The organism is Shivajiella indica (genome assembly GCF_042683085.1).
Lineage (GTDB): Bacteria > Bacteroidota > Bacteroidia > Cytophagales > Cyclobacteriaceae > Shivajiella > Shivajiella indica.
Genome location: NZ_JBHUIV010000020.1, coordinates 240,910 through 259,958, shown reverse-complemented (window position 1 = coordinate 259,958; position 19,049 = coordinate 240,910). Strand labels below are relative to the sequence as shown.

Here is a 19,049-nt window from a genome sequence, read left to right as displayed (position 1 = left end):
AGCAATGATACCGATTGGCATCATTGCTGTTTTTGTTTTATTCCTATCATCTATGCCATCCTTTGCCCAGTCTGAAACAGAGGAGATCCAAGAATATTATTTTGATGAAAAGGATATAAAAAATCCAAAAAAAGCTACGATTCTATCTGCCATATTGCCTGGTTCAGGTCAGGTCTACAATGGAAAAAGCTGGAAAGTACCCTTGATTTATGCGGGTTTTGCCACCAATATTTATTTCATTGAATTCAATGACCGAAGATACAAAGCGCTTAGGGAAGCGCTGTTTCTATTTGATGACGGAGAGCCCAATGATTTCCCTAATTTAAACAGGGACGGACTGGTCAGGCAGGTTAATTATTGGAGGAGAAACAGGGATTTGAATTATTTCTTATTTATTGGTATTTATGCCCTAAATATCATAGATGCGCAGGTTGACGCCCAACTTTCCAGTTTTGATGTAAGTGAAAATTTGAGTTTTAACTTTGAACCCAGTTATGAAACTTTAACAGCAGGAGGAAATATTTTTGGCCTATCTTTGAAAATTAATTTCTAAACATGAACATATTATTATTAGGATATGGTAAAATGGGAAAAATAATCGGAGAAATTGCCGAGTCCCGGGGACACCATATTGTAGGTAAGATCAATATAGATAACAGAGAAGATTTATCCATGTTAGATCCGGACACAATTGATGTGGCCATTGAGTTTAGCCAACCGGATGCTGCATTTGAGAATATCAGTTGGGCCATTAACAGAAAAATACCGGTGGTCTCAGGAACTACCGGATGGTTGGAAAAGAAACCTGCCATTGCGTCTTTAACCTTGGAAAAAGAAACCGCTTTTTTTTATGCTTCCAATTTCAGCGTCGGAGTCAATATTTTCTTTAGGGTTAACCGTTTCCTGGCAGGTCTTATGAAAGACCAAAAAGACTATAAAGTGACCATGGAAGAAATCCACCATACTGAAAAAAAAGATGCCCCAAGTGGTACGGCAATCACCCTGGCTGAGGCTATCATTGATGAGATACCTTCTTTAAGGAACTGGAAACTTGCTGAAGATGCATCCGAAAGTGAAAAAGAACTTATGATAACTTCTAAGCGGATTGATCCAGCACCCGGCACCCATATTGTACGATATCGGTCTGAAATCGATGATATTGAAATAAGCCATACTGCGCATAGTCGTAAAGGTTTTGCCCTTGGTGCGGTATTGGTGGCCGAGTGGATAAAAAATAAAAATGGTGTATTATCAATGGATGATTTCCTATCTTTCTAAAAATTTTTAAGTGAAATGACTGAAGAAAAAAAGAAAAAATCGGCCGCTCGTGAATGGGCTGATGCATTAATATTCGCTGTAATTGCAGCTTCCTTGATCAGATGGTTATTACTTGAACCTTTTACCATTCCAACTGCTTCCATGGAAAAATCCCTTTTGGTAGGTGATTTCCTTTTTGTAAGCAAAATGCACTATGGGACTAGGATCCCCAGAACACCGCTTCAGATTCCCTTAACCCATCAAAAAATATGGGGCACTAATGCCAATTCATATGTAGATTGGATAGAACTCCCCTATTTCAGACTTCCAGGATTTTCCTCTGTTAAAAGAAATGATGTGGTTGTTTTCAATTATCCTTCGGAATTCGAATATCCGATCGATTTAAAAACAAACTATATTAAAAGAGCGGTGGCAGTTCCAGGTGATGAAATCGAAATTGTCAAAACCCTGGTTTTCATCAACGGTGAGCCGGCCTATAAGCCAGAGGAGATGCAATTTTCTTATGATGTACTTACCAATCGAAATTTAAGTGCTGATTTTTTCAGTGATTATGGGATAAATCCAGATAGTTTTATGCCATTTACCAATGGCTCGGGATATCTGGTGATGGCGACAGAAGAAAGTATCAACAGGTTAAAAAATTCCCCAGCCGTTGGTTCGGTTACATTGCGGATGGACAAAGAGGGCCTAGGGGATCCAAGGGTATTTCCTGATGGTGCTTACTTTGGTTGGAATAAAGATAATTTTGGTCCATTGACCATCCCTGCAAAAGGCTGGACCATAGAAATGAATGCTGACAATATTGCCAAATATGCCTTTACAATTGAAAAATTTGAAGGTTTGAAAGACGTTAAAGTCCAGGACAACCAACTTTATATTGATGGACAAAAAGTTGATTCTTACACTTTCAAACAGGATTATTACTTCATGATGGGTGACAACAGGCATGATTCCCTTGATTCGCGCTACTGGGGTTTTGTTCCCGAAGACCATATTGTAGGTAAGGCATGGTTCCTATGGCTTTCTTTGGACAAGCACAAATCCATGTTCAACAAAATTAGATGGAGCAGATTCTTTAACGGGATCCACTAACTTAAAAAAATAAGACATGTAATAAGCCGGCAAAGTTTAATTCTGCCGGCTTTTTTTATCTTAACTTAACCCAGATTTTTAATAAGATGAATCAATTTCCCTTAAAAAATTTAAAAACCATTTTTCTGTAATTGTTTTTCCCCGGTTATTAACCGGACTTCAAAAATCCTAATGTTTTTTTGATATCACCAATTAATTTCCATGAGTCCATTTTCTCTTAGGTAGGCGTTGGCTTTGGAAAAATGGCCACAACCTAAAAACCCTCTATGGGCAGAAAGTGGGCTTGGGTGAGGTGCATGGAGCTTTAAGTGCTTTTCTGAGGAAATAAAGGCAGCTTTTTTCTGGGCGTAGGCACCCCATAACATGAACACAATATGCTCTTTTTCAAGTGCAATTTTTTGGATGACTGCATCAGTGAACTCTTCCCATCCCTTGTTTTGATGGGACCCGGCAAGATGGGCCCTTACCGTCAGCGTTGCATTCAATAATAAGACCCCCTGATCTGCCCACCTGGATAAGTTTCCGTTAGAAGGAATCGGTTTACCCAAATCCCGGTTAATTTCCTTGAATATATTCAATAAACTAGGCGGAAAGGGAACCCCTTCCCTCACTGAAAACGAAAGTCCATGGGCCTGACCTGGCCCATGATAAGGATCCTGCCCTAGAATAACCACTTTGGTGTTTTCAAAAGAACAATGCTCAAAAGCATTGAAAATTTCTTTTCCCTTTGGGAAAACCGCATGGTTCTGGTATTCATTTTTCACGAAAGAAACCAAATTGGAAAAATAAGGCCTAAGGAATTCATTTTCCAGTCTTTTTTTCCAACTATCTTCAATTTTGACATCCATTTTCAGTTAAATTCGTTGTTATTCAATAATTAAATTCTATTTTTAATCCTCAAAATGGGTTTTTACCCACAAATTCTATGGTTACAGCCATTACCGAAGGAATTAAAGTCAGTGTTGAAACAACCTATCAGGCTGAATTTTCCAGCCCTCACCAGCATCATTTTGTATTCACCTACAAGGTAAAGATAGAAAACAACAGTAGCCATACCATACAATTGATGAGGAGAAAATGGGAAATTTATGATGCTGGGGATAAAACCAAATTTGTAGAAGGCGATGGGGTTGTGGGCCAACAGCCCATTTTAGAACCAGGAAATGTCCATGAATATGTTTCAGGATGCAATTTAAAGTCCGGTTTAGGTAAAATGAAAGGCTCTTATATCATGGAAAAACTTTTTGACGGTAAGCTGATCGAGGTAACAATCCCCGAATTCCAATTGATTTCAGGCATTTTCGACAATTGATTTGAAAAGGTATCTTTTCCCAATCTATTCTTCCTTGGTTTATTGGTTAAAAAAAGAGGACAGGTATTCCCTTCAAAGTCCTTTTATTTCCGAAATATACCGGGATCTACAGTCTTTTCTTATTGATTCTCAAGTGAAGGACCTGGAATTAGAAGAGATTCGGGAAAATCTTTTGAAAGATCAGGAGGTTTTGGAAATTGAGGATTTTGGTGCCGGTTCCATAAAGCTTAAAAAGAATAAATTTCGAAAAACTTCAAACGTAACTAAATACAGTACTACTGGTAGGAAATTTTCACAGGTCTATCAATATTTCTGCAATCTTACTCCTGCAAATCATGTACTTGAATTGGGGACCTGTGTGGGAATAAATACTAAATATTTGGATAAAGTAACCAAGGGGGAATTGTTTACCTTCGAGGGATCTGAGGCACTATGGAGGAAAGCCCAGGAAAAACCTATCAGTAAAAGAACCCATTTCCTCTTGGGTAATATCAAAGACATTTTACCTCAACATCTTGAGGAAAAAGGAAAAGTGGATTTTGTTCTGATTGATGCGACCCATAATTATCAGGGCAGCCTAATTTATTATGAAACTTTACGTTCTTATATACATGAAACCTCAATTATAATCCTTGCCGATATCCACTGGTCAAAAGAAATGGAAAAAGCGTGGAAGGAAATAATCCAATTTCCAGAAGTGACGCTTTCCATAGATTTTTATGAGTGCGGCGTATTATTTTTCAGGAAATCCCTATCCAAAACCCATTATATTCTTTCTATTTGAACTTTTGAATTTTGATGAACAATTCAAACCCCAACCTTGGAGGGATAGAATTATAGCAATCATTCATTTCTATTTTGTCAAAATACTTTGTAAAATATGTTTCATACTCCTGCTTACTACCACCGAATGGAGGACCTGGATGGTCAAAGTTTCTGGAAAAAAGAACACCGACCAATTTTCCTCCAGGTTTTAAAAGCTGAAACATTTTTTCAACATAAGATGGCCTTTCTATAGGAGGAAGAGCACAGAAGAAAGTTTGTTCCAAGATCAAATCATAATTCCCTTTATGCTCAAAAAAATCCATACAATGAATATTTTCTTCAGGAAAAGAGGGACAGGATCGCTTGAAATTTTGTAAGGGGATAGGAGAAAAATCAAGGATATTGACATTTTTAAATCCTGATTCAAAGGCAAATTTTGCTTCATAAGCATTTCCTGCACCTGGAATTAAAATCTTTATATCTTTGTGAGAAATTTGGTCTAAATATTGCAGAATAGGTTTTGAAGCAGTACCGATATCCCAACCTGTGTTTTTTTCAAGATATTTGTGGGTCCAGTACGCTTCATTCATGGAAAATGACATAAAATTTACTATTTTGACAAAAATACAATCAAAATAACATGGAATCCAACTTTCAAGAAAAACCGAAAAAAAGCGAGAAAGGTAAAAACATACTTATAATCGTATTAATTATTTTGGTTGTCATAAGTGGTATTAAATTATATACAGACCACGTTGACAAAACAAAGAAGTCAGAAGAGATCCTTATTCTTTCAGAAGAAAACAATGACCTGAACAGAAGAATTGATTCCATGACTTTTCAATTGGATCTTAGAATCCAGGAAATTGAAAAATTAGGAGGGGATATCAAAGCACTTGAGGAAATTAGGGATCAACTGATTGCAGAACGGAACTCTGATAAAAAGAGGACCAGTGAAGAAATCGCTGCGTTGAACCAAAGAATTAATGGGTATTCAAAAACCCTCCAGGAAAAAGATGAGGAAATCATAAGGCTGAGGGAAATCAATCAACAGCTTTTTGATGAAAATCAAGATCTGAAAACAACTCAGGCACAAATTGAAGAAGAAGTTGTAAAACTCAATATCAAACAGCAGGAGCTCCAGGAAAAAGTAAATATTGCTGCTACGCTTAAGGCTGAGAATATTGTAGTCGCTGCGGTGAATTCCAGAGGAAGAGAAAGATCTAATGGGTTTAGAGACAGGCAGATAGAGAAATTAAAGATCTCCTTTAATATTGCTGACAATAAAGTGGCAGAGCATGGCAACAGAGATATTTATGTACAGGTAATTGCTCCGAACAATCAGCCAATTTTTGATGTTGCTAAAGGAAGTGGAACCTTCACTATAGACGGTAGGGAAGAGTTTTATACAGCCCACCAAGACTTATTTTTCAACAATACCAAACAAGTATTGACCTATTATTATGAAAAAGGGAGCAAGTATGTGGCCGGTATTTACGAAGTGAGGGTTTATGCTGATGGGTATCAGATTGGCAGCCAAACATTCGAAGTAAAATAAATCAAAATTTCAACCTGTTTATTGGTGCTGAAAAGGTTGATATTTCAACTTTTTCAGCACCTATTTTCTTTTGTAGAACCAAGAAAAAACATGGATACTTTTATTTATTCTATTTTGAAATGCCCAAATAATATTCTAATTTTGCGTCCTGTTTAATTAAATACAGATAAACCAATACAAACATGTTCCAAAAGAATTATGAAACGGTATTCATATTAACTCCCGTTTTGTCTGAAGTTCAGATGAAGGATACCGTAGACAAGTTTGTAAACTTGTTAAAAGAAGAGGGGGCAGACATTGTAAATGTTGAAAATTGGGGTCTTAAGAAGATGGCCTATCCAATTCAGAAAAAAAGCACCGGTTTCTACGTTTTGGTAGAATTCAAAGCGCTTCCAAATGTGATCAACAAATTGGAAATTGAATTCAGAAGAGACGAGAAAGTCATGAGATTCTTGACAACTGTACTTGACAAGCATGCCATTATTTATGCTGAAAGGAGAAGAAAAGGTGAATTTAACAAAAAAGCTGAAGCTAAGGAGGAGCAAGTATCATGACACTTAAGAACGAACCAATCAACAGAGTAGAAAATAGAAAAAAATATTGCCGTTTCAAGAAACACGGCATCAAGTATATTGACTACAAAGATCCTAACTTCCTTTTGAAGTTTGTGAATGAGCAGGGAAAAATTCTTCCTCGAAGATTAACCGGCAACTCTGCAAAATACCAAAGAAAAGTGGCGAATGCCATCAAAAAGGCAAGACACTTGGCTTTATTGCCATTCGTGACTGACGGTTTGAAATAATCCGTTCTTGTTCGATTCATTCAAATTTTAAATTGTACGAAAATGGAAGTTATTCTAAAAACAGACATAAAAGGACTAGGTTATAAAAATGACAAGGTGGAAGTAAAGCCTGGTTATGGAAGAAACTACTTAATCCCACAGGGATTTGCAGTTTTGGCAACCGAATCCAACAAAAAAATCTTAGCCGAAAACATCAAGCAAGCCGCCCACAAAGCAGAGAAAATTAAAACTGAAGCTGAGGAGTTGGCAACTAAATTATCCAACCTTACTTTGGAAATTAAAGCTAAAATCGGTGAATCCGGAAAAATATTCGGAAAGGTGACTACTTTACAGATATCGGATGCCCTAAGTGAAAAAGGGATTAACATTGATAGAAAGAAAATCTCAATCAATGTCCCTGTTCAAGGTGCCGGAGAATTCGAAGCTGAAGTTGATCTTCACAGAGATGTAAAAAGCAACGTTAAGTTTGTAGTTGTAGGAGAGTAATTCTCCCAAAAAAATAAACTGGAGCCATCCCTATTTACTATGGGGATGGCTTTTTTTTGAGTTCCCTGTTTTTTTTGCATGAAAATAGTGCAAAAAAAAGCTACCCGTATCAGGGTAGCCTTCAAATATGTAGAGAATCTGTAATTAAAAGTAATTACTTCTATTAATTTACGATTTTCTCCAAATCATCGATCAATTTTTTGGCAACAGCTTTGCTGTTTTCTTCTCTTTTTGCCTTGAATAATTCCAATGCTTTTTTACTTTTTTCGATGACACCAACAGGATTACCATCGGCTACATAGCTGTTCCAGCACCAGGATAGTTCAGCATGAAGCGAATCGTCCAATTTCAATTTTTCAAGTTTCTCTAGAGTCGAAACAATGGTTTTTTCAGAGATTTTCACTGACATGATAGTATTAATTTTTGGTTTATAAATGAATTCCTTTTTTAAAATATGAGGCAAAACAATGTATAAAATTCCATAAATACAATAAAATCAGCACCTTAATGACAATCAATTAATACACAATCGATTTCGGAAGCTAATTTAAAGGAAAAAAAATCTTTAAATAGTGCTTATATTTATGCTTAAATAGTCTAAAAAAATTATGGAGAGGAAGCAAAGTTTACAGGAAGAATTTGCCAACAGCATCACACATGGTTTTGGTATCCTTTTCAGTATCATTGCTATTTCTTTATTGATTACCTTTTCAGTACTCAATGGAACTGCAATCCACATTGTGAGTTGTAGCTTATTTGGAGGATCAATTTTATTGCTTTATACATTTTCTACCCTATATCACGCCTTTCAGGAAGAAAAAATCAAATCCTGGTTGAGAACATTTGACCATATAGGTATTTATTTCCTGATTGCAGGCACATATACCCCTTTTTTATTACTTGCAGTTGGCGGGATTTGGGGCTGGATATTTTTTGGTATCATTTGGTCCCTTACCCTTTTTGGTCTGATTTTTAAAATATTCTATACCCATAGATTTCGAAGGGCTTCCCTCCTACTCTATTTAGGGATGGGTTGGTTAGCGGTGTTCCTGGTAAAGCCCTTGGTGGAGAACTTAAGCCTTTCCACCTTGGCCTTGATTGTTGCAGGTGGCCTAAGTTATACATTGGGCACAATTTTCTATACTAGGCCTCAAATGCGTTTTGCACATACTATTTGGCATATATTTGTATTAGCAGGTACAATCTTGCATTTTATAGCCATCATGTTCATGTTGACTGAGGTATAAATTTATAATTTTCCGGTTGAGATATAGCAAATTACAGGATTACAGGAAATTTCTTTGAATTCAAATTTGCATTAAAAAGAAAGAGCCCCTACATTTGTGACACATTTCGTGGAAAGGCGATATTAAACTCAAAATTGACCGATGGTGTAACTGGCAACACGTCTGATTTTGGTTCAGAAGAGTCTAGGTTCGACCCCTAGTCGGTCAACAAAAAAGGTGCTTGATAAGCACCTTTTTTTATTTGATCATTTTATTACTTTAAGCATAATCTGAACCCCTCAGCTTAACGCTATTATTTATTATTCCCTTGTAAAATTTGCAGTGAGGTTAATTTCTTTGTCCGGCATGGTAAAAACGTAGGTTTCCTTGTTACTGACTATTTCACCATTCCGGGCCCAATGCGAAAAAACAAATCCCGGATTAGGTTCAGCCACCAATTCAACCTTTGATCCTACCTCAATTTCATGAATTTCAATATTCTGGGAATACTTTCCTTCATCAAGAAAACCAAATTCAACACAAGATGTCAACTGCAATAGGATCAACATAAAGAAGATCAATACTAAATTCTTTTTACGCATTTTGCTAACTGATTTTAATGGATGCGTAATGCACCGGTCTATTTAACATATGATAATTGAAACGCTGCTATTCTCTTAACCCCACTAACCTTCTTACCTAAAAAAACCAAACAAAAATTCAATTCATTAAAGGTCTATTTGATATTTCGGTTATTCAAAGAATTAATTCGTTTGAAAACAGTAAGGATAAAGGGATTAATCACTGTATTTTACTGTTATTGGTTTCATAATTCCTTAGGGTGAATAAGAAATTTCAACTTTTCCACCCAATCCAAAAACCAGGCCAAAATTTTCGGACATGCATTATTTTAATGATATATATAATTAAAAAACAATCAGTTAGAACTAATATTTACGCTCAAGTAGTTTTACACCTAAAAAATACTGCCCAAAAAATTGGCCATAAATCACCCTGAAATGAAAGCTGTTGCAATTTGACTGAGCTATATTGTTAAAAATTACTTTCTTTGTATACGCATTAAATCATCCCAGATGTCAAATTTTGAAGATATAAGACCATATTACGACACAGAAGTTAACCAAGCCATCCGACAGATTATTGATCATCCCATGCTGAAAGCGATGATGAATTTCACTTTTCCGGATTGGTCTGATGCCTATTGGAAAGATCTAATGCTCCATTGCCATTCAATAAGGGATTTCCAAATAAATTTTATTTACCCGGGAGTAAAAAAGGTGCTGGAAAAAAGTTCGGAAGGATTAAGTACATCAGGTTTTGAAAAACTTGAAAAAAACACCTCTTATCTGTTTATTTCCAACCACCGGGATATTATTCTGGACACTTCCTTATTAAATGCATGCCTATATGAAAAGGGTCTTTTCATGACCACTTCGGCTATAGGTGATAATTTGGTCAAAAAACCATTTTTGAGGCACCTTTCCAAGTTAACCCGAAATTTTATGATAAAAAGAGGACTACCAGCAAGAGAGCTGCTGGAAAGTTCTAAAGTAGTTTCTTCCTACATCAGACATTCACTATTAAGAGAAAACCGATCTGTTTGGATTGCCCAAAGAGAAGGAAGAACCAAGGATGGCAATGACCTTACCCATAAAGGAGTTTTGAAAATGATATCCATGGCATCTGATGAACAGGAACATTTTTTGGATTATTTTAAAAGACTCAACGTGGTTCCTGTAAGTATTTCCTATGAATACGACCCTACTGATGTCTTGAAAATGCCTGAATTATTGGCCTTAGCGAGGCAGGAAACTTATGTGAAAGGTGAAAATGAGGATTTCACCACTCTTTTGAGCGGAATAATAGGTCAGAAAAAAAGGATCCACATCCATATTGGTGATGTTTTAACAGATAATATTGACCAAATCAAAAAGACAGTATCCGGAAATGTAAAACAATTACAGGCCCTTGCCGATCTGATTGATGAGCAAATCATTTTAGGATATAAATTATGGCCAACCAAATTTATTGCCTGTGATCTTTTAATGGACTCAAATCAATATTCAGATCAATATACTCCTGAACAAAAAGCCTTATTTGAAAAAAGGTTCAGAAAAGGTGTTGATCAAAATAATCCAGTAGCAGTCAAAAGCTATCTTTCCATGTACGCAAATCCGGTTATCAATCAAAAAAGGATTCTGAAAAGCCATTCAGATCAATCGATAAAAACCGGATGAAAAAATCAAGAAGGTTTTTATATATTTATAAAAATGGAACTCAAAATGAAATTTAAATTATATGCCTTCTTAATTTTTTCAACTTCATTCTTTTCTCTTGTCCAAGCCAAAACACCGATAGGTCTGATTGAAACACCATTAGGTAAAATCTACATTTCCTTCCATCAGGAAACACCCATTCATAGGGCAAGTTTTATTGAACTTGCTGAGGCAGGTTATTGGGATTCCCTTACCTTTAACCGTGTAATACCTGATTTTGTGGCCCAAGGAGGTTGCCCTGATACTGAGGAAGGTTTTAACGATCCGGAATATTTATTAAAACCGGAATTTAACAGCAGATTAACCCACATTTATGGGGCAGTGGGTGCGGGAAGAGATGGAAACCCCCAAAAACTTTCTGCCAGATGCCAATTTTATATTGTTCAGAATAAAAACGGCCTGCATAGATTGGATGGGGATTATACGGTTTTTGGGCAGGTAATCAAGGGAATGGATATAGTTGATTCCATTGTCAATGTGAATCGGGATCAAAAAGATGAACCTCTCTCCTCTATTACCTTGAAAATCTCTATAATTTACCTCTCACCAGAAGAAATCAAAGAATTAAAGGGCAATAACCCAATATGATTTATGGTGATTTATTTGGATAGATTAATCAATCCATTAAAACATTTGGTTGATTCAAAATAAAAAAAGGAAACTATGATTCTTCCCATTAAAATACTTGTAATTGGCTGTGGAAATATGGGTGCTTCCCATGCTACTGCCTATCATAATATGCCTGAATTCTCTATCTGTGGCTTGGTGGCCAGGGGAGAAAGCAAAAAAAGGCTGAATGAAAAATTAGGAGCAGATTATCCTTTGTTTGAAGATTACGAAGAAGCCCTTGAGCAAACAAAGCCGGATGCAGTCTGCATTTCAACCTATCCGGATACCCATGAAGAAATTGCCTTAAAATCACTGGAGGCCGGATGCCATATTTTTATCGAAAAACCTTTGGCTGATACCGTAAAGGGTTCTGAAAAAATAATTGAAGCCGCAAAAAAAATGGATAAAAAAGTGGTTGTAGGTTATATTTTAAGACACCACCCTTCTTGGGAACGCTTTATTGAAGAAGCCCAAAAATTGGGAAAACCATTGGTAATGAGGATGAATCTGAACCAGCAAAGCCATGGGTTTATGTGGGATGTACACAGGAACTTAATGAAAACACTTAGCCCAATTGTTGACTGTGGAGTACATTATATAGATGTTATGTGCCAAATGACCCGATCCAAACCACTTACAGTCTCCGCCATTGGTGCCAGACTAACGGAAGACATTGCTGAGGATAATTACAATTATGGACAGTTACAGATACGTTTTGAGGATGGATCTGTAGGATGGTATGAAGCAGGTTGGGGACCCATGGTTTCTGATAATGCATTTTTTATTAAAGATGTATTTGGCCCGAAAGGAGCTGTATCAATTGTCGCAAAAACTGCCGGAGCCTCCGGAAAATCAGATGATGTGGATTCACATACTAAAACAGAAAGTCTCAAAGTCCATTTTGCAGATTTGGATAATAAGAATCATTTTAAAAAGCAAGATCAATGGATAGATATGACCGATGAACCAGGTCACCAGGAATTATGCAATAGGGAGCAACGATATTTTTTGAAGGCTATGGAAGAAAACATTGATTTAACTGATCATTTAAATGATGCTTTAAACAGTCTCAAAATTGCTTTCGCCTGTGATGAATCCGTGAAAACTGGTAAAATGGTAAACTTATAGAATCGAAAAAATAATAACAGGTTATAAAAAAAGGCAACCATAATTAGTTGCCTTTTTTTAATTCGCTGTGATCAAAGCGGGTTGCTCCGAAGAAGATGGTGGTTTGATATCAAATGGTTCTGAAGAAGACCGTGGAACAGGAGCATTCGAGAAAAGCATCAATTCAAGTTGTCTAGCATCAATTACATTAAGGATCTTGACGGAAACCTTAGGCAAAGAAGAAGTACTTCCATCTGTTCTTTCGGTAACACTAACAACCTGAAAAGCCACCATACCTAAATTATCCCCCATCAGGTTAGCTTCAAGAGGCGAATAATTGATACTGATATCGCTATCATAAACCACAGCCAAAATGGTATATCCTTCCAACATTTTCAATCCAGTTGCCCTTAGAGGCGTAACTTCTGGTATCTCATCAAGTAAAACTTCGCGGTCATCATCTACATTTGGAGAACCTAAACCTGGGCCCGGCGCGAGATAATTTTGAGCTCCATTATTGGTAGGACCAGCGTTTCGCCAAGTATTTGGAATGGTTTTAATTGCAAACCAAGCCTCATCTCCCACTTGACCGGTGTATAATTCTATGGTCTTTCCAACATTTTCTCTAAAGTATTTCAATTGTTCTCTCAAACCAATTGTGGCCAATTGATCGTTCACATCCGTCTCAGAAAAATTATTGGGTTCATTCACATTGTCAATACTATCTTCGTCAATTACCAAAAAAACAACCTTATCATTTTCCGACCCCTGATTGATAGAATCCTCATCAGTGTCAGAAATACAGCTTCCCAATAAAATAAAAATAAGAAGGCTATAAATAGCAAATCTCTTTTTAAACATAAATTTAAAGTATTTTGATGTAGCGGAGAGCTTTCTACCAATTAGTGTGCCAAAAATTATTTTACAATATTTCCGTAAATCAAAAATCATTTCATTGGAATCTTTGATGGATATCTTTCGCTACAAACAAATAAAATTCTTTAAATAAGCGATAGTATGATCAAGGCATTTTTCTTTTCAGCAGATATATCACTTCCTAATAATTCTGAAAATGGGTGAAAATCCAGATGCCTAAAGAATAAAACGAAATGCTCATCCCTTCCAAAAAAGCCCATTTTCTCATTTTACTTGAGAAAAAATCACTTTTTGGCAAAAATTTGTACACAAAAAATTTTGTATTTCATATCTAAAAAAAATACGAATATAGAACTTTATTTGGTTTTATAGTATTTACACAAAAAATAATTTTTTGTATTACAATTTTTTTTATGATTTTTACCGCAGCTACAAACTGCAATCAGTAAAACGGTTTAACATTAGAGCCTTAAAAAATGAAGACATATTCACACATGAATGTGAAGAACCCTTTGTTCTTTCTATTCATTCTATTACTATTCAGCCTGAAGGGTTACTCTTTTAACTTGGAGGAAAATACTTTTTTATCGTGGAACGACCCATTGAAGCTGAGTAACCTTCAAATAAGTGAAGGTAGATTAGAGCCGAGATTCCACCCTGATATCGATAGGTATCAGGTGGAACTCAGCTTCTATTCATTATCAGTAAAACTGACTCCATTTACCTCCTCAACCGGTTCAAAGGTTTTTATCCATGGTGAAGAGGTTAAAAATGGGGAACAGAGTAAAAGCATTTTTTTAAATCCAGGACCAAATCAAATTTTGGTTGAAGTAAGGTCCCAGGAAGGTAACAGTAACACTTATTTTTTATCCATTTTTAGAAATGCTCCAACTAATGAGGAGTTGGCAACTTTTAGAAGGGATACCCCCATTCCCGTCTGTGATGTGAATAGCCCATTTTATGATGAAGATGTCTGCCGTGCGGCTACACAGGACAATGACGGGGATGGGGTACCTAACTATTTGGATTTTTGTCCCGGTACGCCTCCTGGGGTAACAGTAGATGAAAATGGATGTCCTGATACAGATGGTGATGGGGTTCCTGACAGTGAAGACCAGTGTCCTGATACACCTGCTGGGGAAGAAGTAGATCAATTTGGTTGTTCACAATCCCAAAAAGACAATGATGGAGATGGTTTGAGCGATGACAAAGACCAATGCCCTAACACTCCTGCAGGTCAACCAGTGGATGAATTTGGTTGCTCTCCTTCCCAAAAGGACAGTGACAGTGATGGGGTAACTGATGATAAAGACCTTTGCCCTGATACACCTGCTGGGGAAGAAGTAGATGAAAATGGTTGTGCCCCTTCGCAAAAAGACAGCGATGGAGACGGAGTAACAGATGACATTGACCAATGTCCTGACACTCCGGAAGGCGAAGAAGTAGATGAAAATGGCTGTTCAGTAAATCAGATAGATACCGATGGAGATGGGGTAACTGATCAATTTGATCAGTGCCCCAACACTCCGGAAGGGGAAGAAGTAGATGAAAATGGTTGTGCCCCTTCACAAAAAGACAGCGATGGAGACGGAGTAACTGATAACAATGATCAGTGCCCTGAAACTCCTGAAGGTGAAGAAGTAGATGAAAATGGCTGTTCAGTAAATCAGATAGATACCGATGAAGACGGTGTGCCGGATGTTGCGGACCAATGCCCTGATACACCCGCCGGGGAAGAAGTGGATGAAAATGGCTGTTCGGTAAATCAAATAGATACCGATGAGGACGGTGTACCGGATGTTGCAGATCAATGTCCTGATACACCTGCCGGAGAAGAAGTGGATCAAAATGGTTGTTCAGCTTCCCAAAAAGATACTGATGGAGACGGAGTTACTGATGACAAAGACCAATGTCCTGACACTCCGGAAGGCGAAGAAGTAGATGAAAATGGCTGTTCGCTAAATCAAATAGACACTGATGAGGACGGAGTTCCGGATGTTGCAGACCAATGCCCTGATACAATCTCCGGGGAAGAAGTGGATGAAAATGGTTGTGCAACTTCCCAAAAAGACACTGATGGAGACGGGGTAACTGATGACAAAGATCAATGCCCAGATACCCCTGCAGGTGAAGAAGTGGATGAAAACGGTTGTTCATTAGATCAAATTGATTCTGATGGAGATAGTGTGCCTGACTATTTGGATCAATGCCCTGAAACTCCAGCAGGTGAAGAAACTGATGCAAATGGTTGTGCACCTTCACAAAAAGATTCTGATGGAGATGGAGTTACAGATGATAAAGACCAATGTCCTGATACTCCCGAAGGAACCGATGTGAATGAAAACGGTTGCTCTGAGGAACAGACAATTGATACGGATGAGGATGGGGTTCCTGATTACCTAGACCAGTGTCCTGATACACCAGATGGGGCTGAAGTTGATGAAAACGGTTGTGCGCTAGACCAAATTGATACTGATGAAGACGGAGTCCCTGATTACTTGGACGAATGTTCAGATACCCCTGAGGGAGCTGAGGTGGACGAAAATGGATGTTCAGAAGAACAGAAAACTGACACAGACGGAGATGAGGTACCTGATTATTTGGACCAATGTCCTGATACACCAGCAGGTTCAGAGGTAGACGAAAACGGATGTTCTGAAGAGCAAAAAATAGATTCTGATGAAGACGGAGTACCTGACTATTTGGACCAGTGCCCAGATACGCCTTCCGGTGCAGAAGTGAACGAAAATGGATGTTCAGTTGAGCAGATTGATACAGATGAAGATGGTGTACCTGATTTTCTGGATCAGTGTCCTGATTCACCAGCAGGTGCAGATGTGGACGAAAACGGTTGTACCGAAGAACAAAAAATTGATACTGATGAGGACGGCGTACCCGACTATTTAGACCAATGCCCTGATACTCCAACAGGTGCAGAAGTGGACGAAAACGGGTGTACGGAGGAGCAAAAAGTAGATACTGACGAAGATGGTGTTCCGGATTATTTGGACCAGTGCCCTGAAACACCGGTAGGTGCAGAAGTGGATGAAAACGGGTGTTCTCTTGATCAGATTGATACAGATGAGGATAGCGTTCCCGATTACCTGGATGAGTGCCCAGATACTCCAACAGGGGTTGAGGTCGATGAAAACGGCTGTGCTCCTTCACAGAAAGATACAGATGAAGATGGGATAACTGATGATATGGATCAATGCCCTGATACCCCTGCAGGAGAAGAAGTGGATGAAAACGGGTGTTCAGTAAATCAAATTGATACCGATGAAGACGGTGTGCCGGATGTTGCAGATCAATGCCCAGATACACCTGACAGTGAAGAAGTAGATGAAAACGGGTGTGCTCCTTCACAAAAAGATACCGATGAAGATGGGATAACCGATGACCAGGATCTCTGTCCTGAAACTCCTGGAGGTGAGGAAGTGGATGAAAACGGCTGTGCTTTATCTCAAAAAGATACAGACAATGATGGTGTGACCGATGACAAAGACCTTTGTCCCAATACACCAGAGGGTGAAGAAGTAGATGAATATGGTTGCTCTGTCAATGAAATAGAACCTACCATTGTAGTGGATTTCATAGATCAGGATATGATTGAAGTTCCTTGGGGTACTCCATTCAATGCTACTGGTTTACCAACCTTGATTACTGTAATCACTGAGAATGGAGAAGAATTCCAGTTTCCGATTATTTGGAGTGAGGATGGTTATGATCCTTATCAAAGCGGACCTTATCAAATTACAGGAACCATTCAACTTCCCAATAGTTGGGAATGGGTAGAAGGTTTTGATAGAATACCTACGATAATTATCCTGGTATTACCTAAAGATCCACCATTGGACCTTTTATTGAGCAATGATTTCTTCAATCAAAATAATATCAATACACCAATATTGATAGGGGATTTCACGGTAATTGATCCAACGGATGATGTCCATATCCTGGAAATGGAAGGGGGAATAGCTGATAATGATTTGTTTACTATCATCGATGGGCAGCTATACTGGAACAACAGCAATCTAAGTCCCGGAAGAAATGAATTCACCATACTGGTAACAGTTATAGACAGAGCAGGAAATATCTTTCAAAAAGAATTCCTGATCACCAGAAGGATAACCGATCTTTTAAGTGACGTGGAAATACCAAACACCTTTACTCCTGATCAAGATGGAATAAATGACACATGGGGACTTCCCATCCTGGAACTTTACAATTCTATTAGAATACACATATATGAAAGAAGTGGGCTCCGTGTATTTTTCACCAATGATCCTAATCAAAGATGGGATGGAACCTATTTGGGTAAAACCTTGCCAGTTGATACTTACTATTACCTCATCGAAGTGGATGATAGTAAAGAATCCAGAAAAGGAATTTTGAACTTGTTAAGAAAAAATTAATACCATGAGACTTTCATTATCTTTCACTTATCCGTCTGTTTTTGAGTCCATGAAACCTCTAAAAACTAAGCAATTTAACTTTGAAAAATTTAAGGTTGCATTTTTACTGGCCTTGATCCTGAATATTGCCAACACCCTGGATTCCAGCGCTCAAACCAGAAAATACTTTAGTCAGTTCAATCAACTCCAAAGTTACTTCAATCCTGCCCTAACCGGATATGAAGGTTCCATAGTCAGAGGCTTGGTGAGAAATCAATGGACAGGCTTCGAAGGAGCTCCGCAGACTTACTTTTTGTCTGCTGAATTGGACCCAATGGAAATGCAGGGAGAAAAAGATGCCGCCCTTTTGGGCAATACCGCAGCAGGATTGAACCTAATCCACGATAATTTTGGACCATTCAGGCAGACTGAAATGTTGCTAAGTTATGGTGCCAGGGTAAGGATTTCAAGAACCACGAATCTTAGAATGGGCGTTGCCGCGAATTATTCCAGTGTAAGATTGGATGGAAACAATCTGACTACCGAACAGGCCAATGATCCTACTGTAAATGCCTTTGTGAATCAATATGCCAATATGCAGATTTTGGATTTCAATTTCGGTTTAGCACTGACGCATCAAAATTATTACTTCGCATATGGGATTCAGAACGTGGCGAGTGGAAGAGTAAACCGGGGAGATGTCTTTATTGATAAAAAACCCTTTGTCAATATCTTTCAAACGGGATTCAGGCAAGCTGTTTCTTCACAATTTACCGTATTAACAAACTTCATATACAGAATGCAAAGTGATCTTCCTTCAAATTTTGAAGCGAATATCAGGTTATTAATGATGGATAAATTCTGGGTGGGGGCTGGACATAGAGTGAGTTATGCAAATTCCTATCAAGTGGGATTCTTAATGTCCAACATCAGATTTGGTTATGCTTACGAAATGCCGGTAAGTAAATCATATCTGATTCCAAATCCAACCCATGAATTTATGGTCTCCTTCTATTTATTCAGAAAAGGAGGGGTTAACAGTGAGGCCGGCACTTTAATCTGGTAATCTTTTAAATCATTTTTCAGAGCAGGTCATCTTCAGATGTAGCTAACATTTTTTATGATTGCAGCACTAATTGTTGATGTATTGAAGATACCTGCTCTTTTTTAACCTTGAGTATGAGTTTATTATTTTAACTGGATTACAAAGTCATTTTTTTAGAGTAGGTTTTCTTCATGTAGCTATT

At 37.7% G+C, this 19,049-nt stretch carries 20 protein-coding genes and 1 tRNA gene; 16 read left to right on the top strand and 5 right to left on the bottom strand.

The genetic code is table 11. The features are described from left to right. The first annotated feature begins 4 nt into the window (after positions 1 to 4). The 3 genes from ACFSKV_RS15260 to lepB are packed head-to-tail and all read left to right on the top strand — an operon-like array spanning position 5 to position 2,370. Complete coding sequence (locus ACFSKV_RS15260; RefSeq protein ID WP_380804592.1) at positions 5 to 553, top strand: DUF5683 domain-containing protein; 549 nt, start codon at positions 5 to 7, stop codon at positions 551 to 553. Between the two features lie 2 nt (positions 554 to 555). Then, the gene (gene dapB, locus ACFSKV_RS15255) at positions 556 to 1,278 is read left to right on the top strand and encodes a 4-hydroxy-tetrahydrodipicolinate reductase (RefSeq protein WP_380804590.1); all 723 of its coding nucleotides are present in this window, start codon (positions 556 to 558) and stop codon (positions 1,276 to 1,278) included. Positions 1,279 to 1,293: 15 nt separating this feature from the next. Next, a complete protein-coding gene (gene lepB / locus ACFSKV_RS15250; protein ID WP_380804587.1) occupies positions 1,294 to 2,370 on the top strand; it encodes a signal peptidase I in 1,077 nt (358 codons plus the stop codon). A 185-nt stretch (positions 2,371 to 2,555) separates the two neighbouring features. Here the strand turns inward: lepB and ung are convergent, their stop codons facing one another. After that, complete coding sequence (gene ung, locus ACFSKV_RS15245) at positions 2,556 to 3,218, bottom strand: uracil-DNA glycosylase (protein WP_380804585.1); 663 nt, start codon at positions 3,216 to 3,218, stop codon at positions 2,556 to 2,558. A 77-nt stretch (positions 3,219 to 3,295) separates the two neighbouring features. On the opposite strand from ung, the gene apaG reads away from it, so the two are divergent. Further along, positions 3,296 to 3,682: a Co2+/Mg2+ efflux protein ApaG gene (gene apaG, locus ACFSKV_RS15240; protein ID WP_380804582.1), complete on the top strand. Its 387-nt coding sequence runs from the start codon at positions 3,296 to 3,298 to the stop codon at positions 3,680 to 3,682. 34 nt (positions 3,683 to 3,716) lie between these two features. Continuing rightward, positions 3,717 to 4,466: an O-methyltransferase gene (locus ACFSKV_RS15235; protein ID WP_380804580.1), complete on the top strand. Its 750-nt coding sequence runs from the start codon at positions 3,717 to 3,719 to the stop codon at positions 4,464 to 4,466. Here ACFSKV_RS15235 and ACFSKV_RS15230 read toward each other — a convergent pair. Next, positions 4,459 to 5,037 (bottom strand): methyltransferase domain-containing protein, encoded by a 579-nt coding sequence (locus ACFSKV_RS15230; RefSeq protein ID WP_380804578.1) that lies wholly within the window; start codon positions 5,035 to 5,037, stop codon positions 4,459 to 4,461. The genes ACFSKV_RS15235 and ACFSKV_RS15230 overlap by 8 nt on opposite strands. A 50-nt stretch (positions 5,038 to 5,087) precedes the next feature. On the opposite strand from ACFSKV_RS15230, the gene ACFSKV_RS15225 reads away from it, so the two are divergent. The 4 genes from ACFSKV_RS15225 to rplI all read left to right on the top strand — a co-directional run bounded on the left by ACFSKV_RS15225 (position 5,088) and on the right by rplI (position 7,293). Then, on the top strand, positions 5,088 to 6,005 hold the full coding sequence (locus ACFSKV_RS15225) for a hypothetical protein (protein ID WP_380804575.1): 918 nt from the start codon (positions 5,088 to 5,090) through the stop codon (positions 6,003 to 6,005). A gap of 182 nt (positions 6,006 to 6,187) precedes the next feature. Further along, positions 6,188 to 6,559, top strand: a complete 372-nt coding sequence (rpsF, locus tag ACFSKV_RS15220) for a 30S ribosomal protein S6 (protein WP_380804572.1) — start codon at positions 6,188 to 6,190, stop codon at positions 6,557 to 6,559. Then, on the top strand, positions 6,556 to 6,807 hold the full coding sequence (gene rpsR, locus ACFSKV_RS15215) for a 30S ribosomal protein S18 (protein ID WP_010610122.1): 252 nt from the start codon (positions 6,556 to 6,558) through the stop codon (positions 6,805 to 6,807). Before rpsF ends, rpsR begins: the two co-directional genes overlap by 4 nt. Before the next feature lie 42 nt (positions 6,808 to 6,849). Continuing rightward, entirely contained in the window at positions 6,850 to 7,293 is a 444-nt protein-coding gene (rplI, locus tag ACFSKV_RS15210; RefSeq protein WP_380804569.1) for a 50S ribosomal protein L9, read from the top strand. Positions 7,294 to 7,456: 163 nt separating this feature from the next. On the opposite strand, the gene ACFSKV_RS15205 is transcribed toward rplI, so the two are convergent. Beyond that, a complete protein-coding gene (locus ACFSKV_RS15205; protein WP_380804566.1) occupies positions 7,457 to 7,702 on the bottom strand; it encodes a hypothetical protein in 246 nt (81 codons plus the stop codon). A 199-nt stretch (positions 7,703 to 7,901) separates the two neighbouring features. On the opposite strand from ACFSKV_RS15205, the gene trhA reads away from it, so the two are divergent. After that, positions 7,902 to 8,540: a PAQR family membrane homeostasis protein TrhA gene (gene trhA / locus ACFSKV_RS15200; protein ID WP_380804564.1), complete on the top strand. Its 639-nt coding sequence runs from the start codon at positions 7,902 to 7,904 to the stop codon at positions 8,538 to 8,540. 135 nt (positions 8,541 to 8,675) lie between these two features. After that, a tRNA-Gln gene (locus tag ACFSKV_RS15195) sits at positions 8,676 to 8,748 on the top strand. 91 nt (positions 8,749 to 8,839) lie between these two features. Here ACFSKV_RS15195 and ACFSKV_RS15190 read toward each other — a convergent pair. Continuing rightward, complete coding sequence (locus ACFSKV_RS15190) at positions 8,840 to 9,121, bottom strand: InlB B-repeat-containing protein (protein ID WP_380804561.1); 282 nt, start codon at positions 9,119 to 9,121, stop codon at positions 8,840 to 8,842. 492 nt (positions 9,122 to 9,613) lie between these two features. On the opposite strand from ACFSKV_RS15190, the gene ACFSKV_RS15185 reads away from it, so the two are divergent. From ACFSKV_RS15185 to ACFSKV_RS15175, 3 genes are all read left to right on the top strand, one after another. Next, positions 9,614 to 10,777, top strand: coding sequence for a 1-acyl-sn-glycerol-3-phosphate acyltransferase (locus ACFSKV_RS15185; protein ID WP_380804559.1), 1,164 nt, complete (start codon positions 9,614 to 9,616; stop codon positions 10,775 to 10,777). A gap of 45 nt (positions 10,778 to 10,822) precedes the next feature. Next, positions 10,823 to 11,404 carry a peptidylprolyl isomerase gene (locus ACFSKV_RS15180; protein WP_380804556.1) on the top strand — a complete coding sequence of 194 codons (582 nt, stop codon included), beginning with the start codon at positions 10,823 to 10,825 and terminating at the stop codon, positions 11,402 to 11,404. Positions 11,405 to 11,479: 75 nt separating this feature from the next. Continuing rightward, positions 11,480 to 12,553 (top strand): Gfo/Idh/MocA family oxidoreductase, encoded by a 1,074-nt coding sequence (locus ACFSKV_RS15175; protein ID WP_380804553.1) that lies wholly within the window; start codon positions 11,480 to 11,482, stop codon positions 12,551 to 12,553. Positions 12,554 to 12,610: 57 nt separating this feature from the next. Here ACFSKV_RS15175 and ACFSKV_RS15170 read toward each other — a convergent pair whose 3' ends face one another. Further along, entirely contained in the window at positions 12,611 to 13,393 is a 783-nt protein-coding gene (locus ACFSKV_RS15170; protein WP_380804551.1) for a hypothetical protein, read from the bottom strand. A gap of 491 nt (positions 13,394 to 13,884) precedes the next feature. Between ACFSKV_RS15170 and ACFSKV_RS15165 the strand changes: the two genes are divergently transcribed. Together ACFSKV_RS15165 and ACFSKV_RS15160 are read left to right on the top strand one after the other, a co-directional pair. After that, a complete protein-coding gene (locus ACFSKV_RS15165; RefSeq protein ID WP_380804548.1) occupies positions 13,885 to 17,823 on the top strand; it encodes a thrombospondin type 3 repeat-containing protein in 3,939 nt (1,312 codons plus the stop codon). Positions 17,824 to 17,827: 4 nt separating this feature from the next. Continuing rightward, positions 17,828 to 18,868 (top strand): PorP/SprF family type IX secretion system membrane protein, encoded by a 1,041-nt coding sequence (locus ACFSKV_RS15160; RefSeq protein ID WP_380804546.1) that lies wholly within the window; start codon positions 17,828 to 17,830, stop codon positions 18,866 to 18,868. The last annotated feature ends 181 nt before the right edge of the window (positions 18,869 to 19,049 follow it).